Annotated in this window: 10 protein-coding genes; 6 read left to right on the top strand and 4 right to left on the bottom strand. The window is 72.4% G+C overall.

The window, feature by feature from the left end:
* Positions 1-39: 39 nt before the first annotated feature.
* From RWK90_RS11315 to RWK90_RS11305, 3 genes are read right to left on the bottom strand one after another with little or no spacing between them, the layout of a single operon-like run.
* The gene (locus RWK90_RS11315; protein ID WP_314037741.1) at positions 40-1,326 is read right to left on the bottom strand and encodes a 5-(carboxyamino)imidazole ribonucleotide synthase; all 1,287 of its coding nucleotides are present in this window, start codon (positions 1,324-1,326) and stop codon (positions 40-42) included.
* Between the two features lie 20 nt (positions 1,327-1,346).
* On the bottom strand, positions 1,347-1,910 hold the full coding sequence (locus RWK90_RS11310; protein WP_314037740.1) for a PH domain-containing protein: 564 nt from the start codon (positions 1,908-1,910) through the stop codon (positions 1,347-1,349).
* A 3-nt stretch (positions 1,911-1,913) separates the two neighbouring features.
* On the bottom strand, positions 1,914-2,792 hold the full coding sequence (locus RWK90_RS11305) for a biotin--[acetyl-CoA-carboxylase] ligase (protein ID WP_314037739.1): 879 nt from the start codon (positions 2,790-2,792) through the stop codon (positions 1,914-1,916).
* Between the two features lie 108 nt (positions 2,793-2,900).
* Between RWK90_RS11305 and RWK90_RS11300 the strand changes: the two genes are divergently transcribed.
* The 5 genes from RWK90_RS11300 (at position 2,901) to RWK90_RS11280 (ending at position 8,038) form a co-directional block, all read left to right on the top strand.
* The gene (locus RWK90_RS11300; protein WP_314037738.1) at positions 2,901-4,550 is read left to right on the top strand and encodes an acyl-CoA carboxylase subunit beta; all 1,650 of its coding nucleotides are present in this window, start codon (positions 2,901-2,903) and stop codon (positions 4,548-4,550) included.
* The gene (locus RWK90_RS11295; protein ID WP_314037737.1) at positions 4,547-4,792 is read left to right on the top strand and encodes an acyl-CoA carboxylase subunit epsilon; all 246 of its coding nucleotides are present in this window, start codon (positions 4,547-4,549) and stop codon (positions 4,790-4,792) included. Before RWK90_RS11300 ends, RWK90_RS11295 begins: the two co-directional genes overlap by 4 nt.
* Positions 4,793-4,996: 204 nt before the next feature.
* Positions 4,997-5,362, top strand: coding sequence for a cupin domain-containing protein (locus tag RWK90_RS11290; RefSeq protein WP_314037736.1), 366 nt, complete (start codon positions 4,997-4,999; stop codon positions 5,360-5,362).
* A gap of 22 nt (positions 5,363-5,384) precedes the next feature.
* Positions 5,385-6,065, top strand: a complete 681-nt coding sequence (locus RWK90_RS11285; protein ID WP_314037735.1) for a nucleoside triphosphate pyrophosphatase — start codon at positions 5,385-5,387, stop codon at positions 6,063-6,065.
* 185 nt (positions 6,066-6,250) lie between these two features.
* The gene (locus RWK90_RS11280) at positions 6,251-8,038 is read left to right on the top strand and encodes an acetyl/propionyl/methylcrotonyl-CoA carboxylase subunit alpha (RefSeq protein WP_314037734.1); all 1,788 of its coding nucleotides are present in this window, start codon (positions 6,251-6,253) and stop codon (positions 8,036-8,038) included.
* 165 nt (positions 8,039-8,203) lie between these two features.
* Here RWK90_RS11280 and RWK90_RS11275 read toward each other — a convergent pair whose 3' ends face one another.
* Positions 8,204-9,988 (bottom strand): glycerol-3-phosphate dehydrogenase/oxidase, encoded by a 1,785-nt coding sequence (locus RWK90_RS11275; protein WP_314037733.1) that lies wholly within the window; start codon positions 9,986-9,988, stop codon positions 8,204-8,206.
* An 80-nt stretch (positions 9,989-10,068) separates the two neighbouring features.
* Here RWK90_RS11275 and glpK point away from each other — a divergent pair, with 80 nt between their 5' ends.
* The gene (gene glpK, locus RWK90_RS11270; protein WP_314037732.1) at positions 10,069-11,628 is read left to right on the top strand and encodes a glycerol kinase GlpK; all 1,560 of its coding nucleotides are present in this window, start codon (positions 10,069-10,071) and stop codon (positions 11,626-11,628) included.
* Positions 11,629-12,568: the final 940 nt, after the last annotated feature.

Raw genomic sequence — 12,568 nt, 5'->3', positions numbered from 1 at the left:
TTCGTGGGTGTTCCGGTGGTCTGTCTCAGCGGCGCCGGGTCAGCGTTCGAACTCGCCGACGGGCGCGCCCGTGTGCGGGTCCCAGCCGTCGGCCCACTGCGCGTGGGAGAGCCAGTGGGCGGACAGCTCCGCCACCGCGCGCACCGTCGCCACCTGGTCGGCGTCGTCGGGGTCGAGCCCCTGGTCGGCGAGGACGTTGACGTGCCCGATCTTGCGGCCGGGTCGCTCCGACTTGCCGTAGAGGTGCACCTTGGCGTGGGGGAAGCGGGCGGCGAGGTGGTGCACCCGCTCGTCCATGCTCATCCGGGGCGCCTCGGGGGCGCCGAGGACGTTGGCCATGACGGTGAGCGGCGCCGTGGGCACGGTGGAGCCGAGGGGGTAGTCGAGCACGGCCCGGAGGTGCTGTTCGAACTGGCTGGTGGTGGCCCCGTCCATGGTCCAGTGACCGGAGTTGTGCGGGCGCATCGCCAGCTCGTTCACCAGCACCCCGGGGCGGCCGTCCGACCCGATGACCTCGAACAGTTCCACGGCCATGACGCCGGTGACGTCGAGGTGCTCGGCGAGCTTGAGGGCGGTCGCCTGGACGGCCGAGCGGAGGTCGTCGGGCAGGCCCGGGGCGGGGGCGATCGCCACGGCGCAGATCCCGTCGCGCTGCACGGTCTCGACGACCGGCCACACGGCGCCCTGGCCGAACGGGGACCGCGCGACCATCGCGGACAGTTCGCGCGTCCACGGCACGCGCGCCTCGGCCATCATCGGCACCCCGGCGGCGAGCTGTTCGGACGCGATCCGCTCGGCGTCCTCGAGCGAGTCCGGCATCCACACGCCGCGGCCGTCGTAACCGCCCCGCGCGGACTTGAGAACGATCCGCCCGTCCTGCTCGGCGTGGAAGCGCCGGACGTCCTCGACCGAGTCGACACCGGTGAAGGGCGGGACCGGGGCGCCGATCTCGGCGAGGGCGCGGCGCATGACGAGCTTGTCCTGGGCGTGGATGAGCGCGGAGGCCCGGGGACGGACGGCGACGCCCGCGGCCTCGAGGTCGAGCAGGATCTGCGGGGGCACGTGCTCGTGGTCGAAGGTCATCACGTCGGCGCCCTCGGCCGCGGCCCGGACGGCGTCGGGGTCGTCGTGGGCGCCGATCACCACGTCGGGCGTGACCTGTGCCGCGGGGTCCAGCGGGTCGGCGGCGAGGACCCGGAGGGTCTGTCCGAGGGCGACGGCGGACTGGTGGGTCATGCGGGCGAGCTGCCCGCCGCCGATCATCGCCACGACGGGCGCTGCGAGTGGGTTGCGGCGGATGCGCGAGTCGTCGTTCACGTCACCCATCGTCTCACGAGGCCACGGGGTCAGCGCCGCCCCGGCAGGCCCCAGCGGGAGCGGGGCGCCGCGGGCAGCGGCACGGGCGGCGGTGGCGGCGGCAGCCGCAGCAGCTCGTCGTAGACGATGGCGTGCACCCGTGCGACCTCGGGGACGTGGTCGATCTCGACCGGCGGGAGGTGGCCGAGCTCGAGGATGAGGCAACCGGTGCCCAGGGCGCGGTCGGTGAGGGTGTGGCGGAACCGGACGGCGCTGATGCGGCGCAGCGGCACGTCCACGCACCGCCTGCCGGAGCCGGCCGGACGGTAGAGGACCCGCTCGTCGGTGACGACGAGGTCGGTGCGGGCCCAGCGGACCAGCGGCCAGAGGCCGAACCGGAGGACGACGAGCGTGTACAGCGCCGCGACCAGGGCCCAGGTCGCGGTCCGGTCCCCGGCGTGGACGACCTGGACCTCGATGAAGCCACCGGCGATGCCCGCGAGCCCCGCCCCGACGAGCGTGACGAGCGCGGGCCTGACGAGGGCGCGCCAGTGCGGGTGGGTGTGGACGATGAGCGTCTCCCCCGGCGCGAGGACCGATCGGACGAAGCCCACGGCTCAGCCGCCCCACCGACCGCCGGCGCCGCGGACGTGGGTGACGTCGCCGGCGGCCACGGGGAACTCGCCGTGGGGGTCGACGACGACGAGGCGGCCGTCACGGTCGACCCTGTCCGCCCGCCCGGTCCGCACGACGTCCCCGGGCAGCTCGACCCTCACGTCGGCGCCGACGGTGGAGCAGGCCTCGGAGTAGGTCGTCATGAGCTCGTCGGAGATGGTCGATCCGCTCCCCCGCTCGCACGCGCGCCACTGCCCGTGGCGTAGGGCGAGGGCCTCGAGCACGGCCCGGGCCAGACGGTCCCGGTCGACCGACCCTCCGGCCAGCGCCAGCGAGGTGGCGTGCGGCACGGGCAGCTGTTCCCGGGTGAGGGTGACGTTGATCCCCACGCCCACCACGATCGCCGGCAGTCTCACCGAATAGTCGCCCCCTGCCGGGACCGTCGTCATCTCGGCCAGGATCCCCGCGATCTTGCGGCCCTCGACGAGGACGTCGTTGGGCCACTTGAGGGTCGCGTCGACGCCGCCCGCCTCGCGGAGCCCGTCGCGGATCGCCAGGCCGGTGACCAGGGGCAGCCACCCGAACAGGGTCGGCGAGACCGCACCGGGGCGAAGCAGGACGCTGACGGCGACCTGCGTGCGGGGCGGGGCGGTCCACACGCGACCGAGTCGACCGCGTCCCGACGACTGGTGTTCGGCGAGCAGGACGCTGCGGTCGGGCGCGCCCGCGGCCGCCCGCGCCAGGAGCTCGGCGTTGGTCGAGCCGATGTCCTCGACCACCTCGAGCGAGGAGTAGGGGGCGTCCGGCCCGTCCACCAGGGCGCGGCGGAGCGCGTCGACGTCCAGCGCGGGCGGGATCTCGGTAGCGGGTTCAGCGTGCACGTCCCCCAGCGTATGTGCCCGCTCCGACACGGGGCGCGGGCCGCCGCCGGGGGACGATGGCCGGGTCACGTCGCCACGGGCAGCGGTGACTCGTTAGAGTCTTGCAACATGACGACTGCCTCAGAACCGGACGTGAGCGCCGACGTCCAGACGGACGCTGCGACCCCCGACATCCACACGACCGCCGGGAAGCTGTCCGAGCTGCGTCGGCGCCTCGACGAGGCCCGGGCCCCCATGGGGCAGGCCGCGGTGGACAAGACCCACGAGAAGGGCCTCATGACGGCCCGTGAGCGGATCGAGAACCTCCTCGACCCGGGCTCGTTCGTGGAGATCGACGCCCTGGCCCGCCACCGCGCCACCACCTTCGGTCTCGCCGAGCGTCGCCCGCTGGGTGACGGCGTGATCACCGGCTACGGCACCATCGACGGCCGCAGCGTGTGCGTCTTCTCGCAGGACGCCACCGTCTTCGGCGGCTCGCTCGGCGAGGTCTACGGCGAGAAGATCGTCAAGGTCATGGACCTGGCCCTCAAGACCGGCCGCCCGATGATCGGCATCAACCACGGCGCCGGCGCCCGCATCCAGGAGGGCGTCGTCTCGCTCGGCCTGTACGGCGAGATCTTCCACCGCAACGTCCTGTCCTCGGGTGTCATCCCGCAGGTCTCCCTCATCATGGGTCCGTCCGCCGGCGGCCACGTGTACTCCCCCGCGCTGACCGACTTCACCGTGATGGTCGACAAGACCTCGCAGATGTTCGTCACCGGCCCCGACGTCATCAAGACCGTCACCGGCGAGGAGGTGTCGCAGGAGGAGCTCGGCGGCGCCACCACCCACATGACCAAGTCCGGTGTCTCGCACTACACCGCCAGTGACGAGCAGGACGCGCTCGACTACGTCAAGGACCTGCTGTCCTACCTGCCGAGCAACAACCGCGCCGAGGCCCCGCGTTTCCCGGCGCCGATCGCCGAGGGCGCGATCGAGGACAACCTCACCCCCGAGGACCTCGAGCTCGACACGATCATCCCGGACTCCTCGAACAGCCCGTACGACATGCACGAGGTCATCTCGCACATCGTCGACGACGGCGAGTTCCTCGAGGTCCAGGCCCAGTACGCGATGAACGTCATCGTGGGCTTCGGTCGGGTCGAGGGCCGCAGCGTCGGCGTGGTCGCCAACCAGCCGACCCAGTTCGCCGGCTGCCTCGACATCAAGGCCTCGGAGAAGGCCGCGCGCTTCGTCCGCACCTGCGACGCGTTCAACATCCCGATCCTCACCCTGGTCGACGTCCCGGGCTTCCTGCCCGGCACCGGCCAGGAGTTCGACGGCATCATCCGTCGCGGCGCCAAGCTGCTCTACGCCTACGGTGAGGCCACCGTCGGCAAGGTCACCGTCATCACCCGTAAGGCCTACGGCGGCGCGTACGACGTCATGGGCTCCAAGCACATGGGCGCCGACATCAACCTCGCGTGGCCCACCGCCGAGATCGCCGTGATGGGCGCCTCGGGGGCGGTCGGCTTCGTCTACCGCAACGAGCTGAAGCAGGCCGCCGCGAACGGCGAGGACGTCGACGCGCTGCGGCTCAAGCTGCAGGCCGAGTACGAGGACACCCTCGTCAACCCGTACGTCGCCGCCGAGCGCGGGTACGTCGACGCGGTGATCCCGCCGTCGCACACCCGCCTGCAGGTGGCCCAGGCCCTGCGCCTGCTCGACCGGAAGGTCGTCGAGGTGCCGGCCAAGAAGCACGGGAACATCCCGCTGTGACCGCCGAGAAGCAGCAGGACGGGACCGACAAGCCCGAGAAGCCGTTCTTCGAGATCGTCGGGGGCAACCCGTCGGCCACCGAGGTGGGCGTCCTGGCCGCGGTCTTCGCGACCGCCCAGGGCAACGCCGCCAACGGTGGACACGACACCGAGATCAAGAACGACTGGGGCGCCTACGAGGACCGGCTCCGGCCGCCGTTCGGCTACAACCCGAACTCCTTCCTCAACCGCCGCCAGTACTGACCGGCCGCCACCGGTCACACGACACGGGCCGGGCCGACCCCGCACGCCGGGGCCGGCCCGGCCGGTACCACCGCCCCCGCACGGCACCCACCCGCTCCCACGAGCGCGTCGGGTCCGGGCGGGGGCGTTCGTCGTCCCCGGTCACGGCGGTAGGTTGGCGGTGAGCCGTCGGACCGGCCGGCGCGCCGTCTGCGAGGAGGATCCATGACCGAGGACCGTGAGCACGGCCGGCGGGCCGGGACGGACGAGGGCACGGCCACACATCACACGGGGATCATCGGGCGGGCCGAGCCGTCCGCGGACCGCCCCGGCGCGACCGTCATCCACCGGGACGACACGACGAAGGTCGTGGCGTTCGAGTTCGCCGAGGGGCAGGAACTGGCCGACCACGCCGCCTTCCACCCGGTGCTCGTGCAGGTGCTCCGCGGACGTGTCGAGTTCGGCCTCCCGGACCGCACCCTCGACCTACGGCCCGGCGAGCTCGTGCACCTCACCCCCAGACTGCGGCACCGGGTCCGCGCACTCGAGCCCACGACGCTGACCGTGACGATGCTGCTGCCGCGGCCGTGAGCGCGTGGCTACGCTCGAGCCCATGATCGCGTTCGTCCTCGCCTCCGCCTCCCCGTCCCGACTCCACATCCTCGAGCAGGCCGGTGTGGACCCGCTCGTCCGGCACCCGGAGGTCGACGAGGACGCCCTCCAGGCGGGCATGCCCGCGGGCACGCCACACGTGCGGGTCGTCGAGGAGTTGGCCCGCGCCAAGGCGGAGGACGTTCTCCAGCGCCATGGTGAGCAGCTCGCGGCCGAGGCACGGTCCGCCGGGTCGGACACCCTCGTCGTGGTGGGGTGCGATTCCATGCTCCTGGTCGACGGCCGCCTCGAGGGCAAGCCGCACACCTACGAGCGCGCGCTCGAGCGGTGGCACACGATGCGCGGTCGTCACGGCGTCCTGCTCACCGGGCACGCGCTCATCGTCGCCGACCTCGCCGGCGACACCCCCTACACCGTGACCTTCTCCGACTCGGACACCTCCGACACCACGGTGCACTTCGGCGCCCCGTCCGACGCCGACCTCGACGTGTACCTGCGCACCGGCGAGCCCCTGGAATGCGCGGGCGCGTTCACGATCGAATCGCTCGGCGGCTGGTTCATCGACCGGATCGAGGGCGACCCCTCGAGCGTGATCGGGCTCAGCCTGCCGCTGCTGCGCCGCCTGCTGGAGGCGGCCGGGATCAACGCGCACCGCGTCTGGCGCCCCGAACTGCGCGGCTGACCCCCGCCACCCCCGTCCGGAACTCGCAGGTCACCCTGCCCACGCGCCGTCGGGGGCCGCCGACGGGGGTCGACCCGCCGACCCCAACACCACACATGAGGTGGGCCTCTCATTAGACTGCGGAAGAACTCGGTGGGCCTCCCGGCCGACCGCCAGTAAAGACGTCCATCTCCAGGAGGCCCTGAGTGCCCAGTCATGCCAGCTCTCACATCACCAAGGTCCTCGTCGCCAACCGCGGCGAGATCGCCGTCCGTGTGATCCGTGCGGCGAAGGACGCCGGCCTGGCCAGCGTGGCCGTGTACGCCGAGCCCGACGCCGACGCCCTGTTCGTCAAGCTGGCCGACGAGGCCTTCGCCCTCGGTGGCACCACCTCCGCCGAGTCCTACCTGGTCTTCGACAAGATCCTCGACGCCGCCGCCAAGTCGGGCGCCGACGCGATCCACCCCGGCTACGGCTTCCTGTCCGAGAACGCCGACTTCGCCCAGGCCGTCATCGACGCCGGCCTCATCTGGATCGGTCCCCCGCCGCAGGCCATCCGCGACCTGGGCGACAAGGTCACCGCCCGCCACATCGCCGAGCGGGCCAACGCCCCCATGGCCGCCGGCACCAAGGACCCCGTCGCCAACGCGGACGAGGTCGTCAAGTTCGCCGAGCAGTACGGCCTGCCCATCGCCATCAAGGCCGCCTTCGGCGGTGGCGGGCGCGGCATGAAGGTCGCCCACAAGATGGAGGAGGTCGCCGAGCTCTTCGAGTCGGCCACCCGTGAGGCCGTCGCCGCGTTCGGCCGCGGCGAGTGCTTCGTCGAGCAGTACCTCGACAAGGCCCGCCACGTCGAGGCGCAGGTCCTCGCCGACCAGCACGGCAACGTCATCGTCGCCGGTACGCGCGACTGCACCCTGCAGCGTCGTTTCCAGAAGCTCGTCGAGGAGGCCCCCGCGCCGTTCCTGACCGACGACCAGCGCAAGCGCATCCACGACTCCGCCAAGGCCATCTGCAAGGAGGCCGGCTACTACGGCGCCGGCACCGTCGAGTACATGGTCCAGGGCGACACCATCTCCTTCCTCGAGGTCAACACCCGCCTCCAGGTGGAGCACCCCGTCACCGAGGAGACCGCCGGCATCGACCTGGTGCTGCAGCAGTTCAAGATCGCCGAGGGTGAGGTGCTCGAGTTCACCGAGGACCCCGAGCCCCGCGGCGTCGCGTTCGAGTTCCGCATCAACGGCGAGGACGCCGGCCGCAACTTCCTCCCCGCCCCCGGCACCATCACGGGCTACCACGAGCCCAACGGCCCGGGCGTCCGCGTCGACTCCGGCGTCGAGCAGGGCGACACCATCGGCGGCCAGTTCGACTCCATGCTCGCCAAGCTCATCGTGTGGGGCGAGGACCGCGACCAGGCGCTGGCCCGCTCGGCCCGCGCCCTGGCCGAGTACAAGATCGAGGGCATGGCCACGGTCCTGCCGTTCCACCAGCACATCGTCGCCAACCCGGCGTTCGTCGGTGACGGCAAGAGCTTCGACGTCTACACCAAGTGGATCGAGGAGGAGTGGGAGAACCCGATCGAGCCGTGGACGCCCACCGGCGCCCCGGCCGATGACGACGAGCCCGTCGAGCGCAAGAAGGTCGTCGTCGAGGTCGACGGCCGTCGCGTCGAGGTCTCCCTGCCCGGCGACCTGGCGTTCGGTGGCTCGCACGCCGGCGGCACCGTCCGCCGCAAGGCCAAGGCCCGTACCCGCGGCGGTGCCGCCGGCGCGGCCGCGTCCGGTGACGCCGTGTCGGCCCCCATGCAGGGCACCGTCGTCAAGGTCGCGGTCGAGGAGGGCCAGGAGGTCAAGGCCGGCGAGCTCGTCGCCGTGCTCGAGGCCATGAAGATGGAGAACCCGGTCACCGCGCACAAGGACGGCGTCATCACCGACCTGTCCGTAGACGCCGGCGCCGCCGTCACCCAGGGGACCGTGCTCTGCGAGATCAAGTGATCTGCTGACGGCGCGGGGGCGACCCGTCCGCGCCGTCGACGAACCACCCCACCCGGAATCCGCTACTCCCCCTCCGGATCCGCTACCCCAGCAGGCGTAGCGGATCCCGGGCCGGAGTAGCGGATTTCGCGCGTGTGGGGGCCTTCTTCCCGGCGACGGCGGGTCTCAGCTCCCCCGGCCGGCCGAGGTCTCGACCACGGGCTCCGCGCTGGCGGGATCGAACGCCGCGTCCACCAGGAACTCCCGGACCTCGGGCACACCCCTGAGGAACCGGTCCGCCTCGTCGTCGGACCCCGACACCTGGCTCGCCCGCTCCGCGGCGACCCGCCGCTCGAACAGGTCCACCTCGCGCGCGACGCGGTCCTCGTCCCACCCCAGCACCCCGGCCATGAGGTCGGCGACCTCCCGCGCGCAGTCCGCGCCCCCGTGCTGGTACTCCATCGAGATCCGCGTGCGGCGGACCAGGACGTCCTCGAGGTGCAGGGCCGCCTCCGCCAGGGCGGCGTGCACGATCTCCACGCGCAGGTACCGCTCGGCCCCGCCGACGGGATCGAGCAGGTCGGGACGGTCGGCCGCCAGGTCGAGCACGTCCTCGGCCAGGCTCCCGTAGCGGCCGAGCAGGTGCGTCATCTGCTCCTCGCGGATCTCGTAGTGGTCGGCGATCCGGTCCGCGCGGTTGACCATCGCCGGGTAGCCGTCGGCCCCCAGGAGAGGGATCCGCTCGGTGGTCGACGGGGGCACCGACGCGGCCCGCTCCCCCAGTTCGGCGACCGCGGCGTCGACCGCGTCCGCGGCCATCACGCGGTAGGTGGTGTACTTGCCGCCGGCCACCACCACGGCGCCGTGCGCGACGGTCATCACCGCGTGCTCGCGGGAGAGCTTGGCGGTGGAGTCCGCGCCGCCCGACAACAGGGGACGCAGCCCCGCGTAGACTCCGCGCACGTCCTCGCGACGGATCGGGTCGGTGAGCACGGCGTTGACGTGGCCGAGGATGTACTCGATGTCCGCGCCGGTGGCCGCCGGGTGGGCCAGGTCCAGCTGCCAGTCCGTGTCGGTGGTGCCGATGATCCAGTACTCGCCCCACGGGATGACGAACAGCACGGACTTCTCGGTGCGCAGGATCAGCGCCGCCTCCGAGTCCACCTTGTCGCGGTCCACGACGATGTGCACACCCTTGGACGCCCGGACGGTGAAACCACCCTCCTCGCCGAGCATCCGCTGGAGCTGATCGGTCCACACGCCGGCCGCGTTGAGCACCACCCCGGCGCGGACGTCGGTCTCCCTGCCGGTCTCGGCGTCCCGGACGCGGACGCCGGCGACCCGGCCGCCCTCGCGGAGGTACCCGATCACCTGCGTCGAGTTGGCCACGACCGCGCCGTGGAGGGCGGCCGTGCGCGCGAGGGTGAGCGTGTGTCGGGCGTCGTCGACGAGGGTGTCCCAGTAGCGGATCCCGCCGACGACGGCGTCCTCCCTCAGCCCCGGGGCGATGCGGCGGGCGCCGGCACGGCTGTAGTGCTTCTGCGGGGGAACGCTCTTGGCGCCGCCCATCACGTCGTAGAGGACGAACCCGGCGGCCATGTACGGACGCTCCCAGAACCGGCGGGTGAGGGGGAAGAGGAATTTCAGCGGGGTGACGAGGTGCGGCGCGAGCCGCGTCATGCTCAGTTCGCGCTCGTGGAGCGCCTCGGCGACCAACCCGAAGTCGAGCTGTTCGAGGTAGCGCAGCCCGCCGTGGAACATCTTGGAGCTGCGCGAGGAGGTGCCCGCGGCGAAGTCGCGCGCCTCGACGAGCGCCACGTTCAGTCCGCGGGTGGCGGCGTCCAGGGCGCTGCCCGTACCGACCACCCCGCCACCCACCACCACGACGTCGAAGGTGTCCTCTTCCAACCTGCGCCACGCCTCGGCGCGGCGGTCGGGTCCGAGGACGGATCGGGACCTTGTCGTGGGCATGGACGCTCCCTCCGCGGCCGGGCGTCGGTTCCGGCCGGTCGGCCCCGACTCTACGCGCGGGCGGACGTAGTCTTGGGCGTGTGACTGGCAACACCTACATTCTGGCGATCGACCAGGGCACCACGTCGACGCGGGCGATCCTCTTCGACAACCAGGGCATACCGGTCCCCGCGGCGACCGTCCAGGTGGAGCATCGGCAGATCCTGCCCCGCGCGGGCTGGGTGGAGCACGACCCGGCCGAGATCTGGGAGAACGTGCGCACCGCGATGGGCCAGGTGGCGGGCCGGGTGGACCTCGAGCCGGCGGCGGTGACCGCGATCGGCATCACCAACCAGCGGGAGACGACCGTGGTGTGGGACCGGGCGACCGGGGAGCCCGTCTACAACGCGATCGTGTGGCAGGACACCCGCACGTCGGGGATCTGTGCGCGCCTGGCCGAGGGCCACCCGGACGGCGACGACCGCTTCCGCGACGTCACCGGCCTGCCCCTGTCGACCTACTTCGCCGGTCCCAAGATCAGGTGGATCCTCGACCACCTCGACGCGCGGGGCGAGCGCGGGACGGAACGCGCCGAGGCCGGGGAGTTGCTGGCCGGGACCATCGATTCGTGGCTGGTGTGGAACCTCACCGGTGGGAGCCGTGGGGGTGACGACGACGAGGAGGCCCTCCACGTCACCGACGTCACCAACGCGTCGCGCACGTTGTTGATGGATCTGCGGACGCTGGAGTGGAGTGAGGACCTCTGTCGCGAGATCGGCGTCCCCCGCGCGATGCTGCCGGAGATCGTCCCCTCCTCCGGGGTGCTGGGCCATGTGACCGAACGGCGGATGTTCGGCGGGACGCCCATCGCGGGGATCCTCGGAGATCAGCAGGCGGCGATGTTCGGGCAGACCTGCTTCGACCCGGGCGAGGCCAAGAACACCTACGGGACGGGCGCGTTCCTGCTGCTGAACACCGGCCCCACGCCGCAGTTCAGCGAGAACGGTCTGCTCACGACGGTGGCGTACAAGCTCGGGGACAGCGAGCCGGTGTACGCGCTCGAGGGGTCCGTGGCCGTGGCGGGGTCGCTGGTGCAGTGGCTCCGCGACAACCTCGGGGTGATCTCCACCGCTGACGAGACGGAGGGGCTGGCCAAATCGCTCGAGGACAACGGGGACTGCTATCTCGTCCCCGCGTTCTCAGGGCTGTTGGCGCCGCGGTGGCGGCCGGATGCTCGAGGCGCGATGGTGGGGCTGACCCGCTTCCACACGCGCGCGCACCTGGCCCGCGCGGCGCTGGAGGCGACCGCGTTCCAGACGCGTGAGATGACCGACGCGATGGCCGCGGACGCCGGTGAGTCCGCCGACTCGCTGCGGGTGGACGGCGGGATGGTGGTCAACGACTACCTCATGCAGTTCCAGGCCGACATCCTCGGGGTGGACGTCATCCGACCCGAGGTCACCGAGACGACCGCGCTCGGGGCCGCGTTCGCCGCCGGCCTCGCGGTGGGTCAGTGGGACTCCCCCGACCGGCTGCGCGAGCTGTGGCGGGAGGACTGCCGGTGGTCTCCGCAGATGTCCGAGCAGGAGCGCGAGCGGCTGCTGGCGCGGTGGAACGACGCGGTGGAGCGGACGCTCGACTGGGCGGCCGCGGAGGACTGAGGGGGGCGCTCGCGGGGTCGGGTCGAGGGCCTTTGCGGCCCGGCCGGCGTACGACGAGCCAGCACACCCAGCCGGACTTACGATGCCTGCTTGACCCGCGCTGGCTCGATGGACCACACCGCCAGCGCACCCCCGCCGAAAGCGGGCACCGCCCCAGCGCGAGCCGGAAGGGCAGCATAAGTCAGGCGACTCGCGCTGGCCCTCTGCCCGCCAGGGCCGCCGGGGCCATCGACGGCGACGAACCGAGGGCCCTGCGGCGCGGCCGGTGTACGACGAGCCAGCACACCCGGGCGGACTTACGATGCCTGCTTGACCCGCGCTGGCTCGATGGTCCACACCGCCAGCGCACCCCCGCCGAAAGCGGGCACCGCCCCAGCGCGAGCCGGAAGGGCAGCGCAAGTCAGGCGACTCGCGCTGGCCCTATGCCCGCCGTGGCCGCCGGAGCCATCGACTGCGACGAGCCGAGGGCCCTGCGGCGCGGCCGGTGTACGACGAGCCAGCACACCCGGGCGGACTTACGATGCCTGCTTGACCCGCGCTGGCTCGATGGTCCACACCGCCAGCGCACCCCCGCCGAAAGCGGGCACCGCCCCAGCGCGAGCCGGAAGGGCAGCGCAAGTCAGGCGACTCGCGCTGGCCCTATGCCCGCCGTGGCCGCCGGAGCCATCGACTGCGACGAGCCGAGGGCCCTGCGGCGCGGCCGGTGTACGACGAGCCAGCACACCCGGGCGGACTTACGATGCCTGCTTGACCCGCGCTGGCTCGATGGACCACACCGCCAGCGCACCCCCGCCGAAAGCGGGCACCGCCCCAGCGCGAGCCGGAAGGGCAGCATAAGTCAGGCGACTCGCGCTGGCCCTCTGCCCGCCAGGGCCGCCGGGGCCATCGACGGCGACGAACCGAGGGCCCTGCGGCGCGGCCGGTGTACGACGAGCCAGCA

It is taken from the genome of Dietzia sp. CH92, from assembly GCF_032248695.1.
Lineage (GTDB): Bacteria > Actinomycetota > Actinomycetes > Mycobacteriales > Mycobacteriaceae > Dietzia.
Note: the sequence above shows the minus strand (reverse complement) of the source record. Positions and strands in the feature narration are given on the sequence as shown.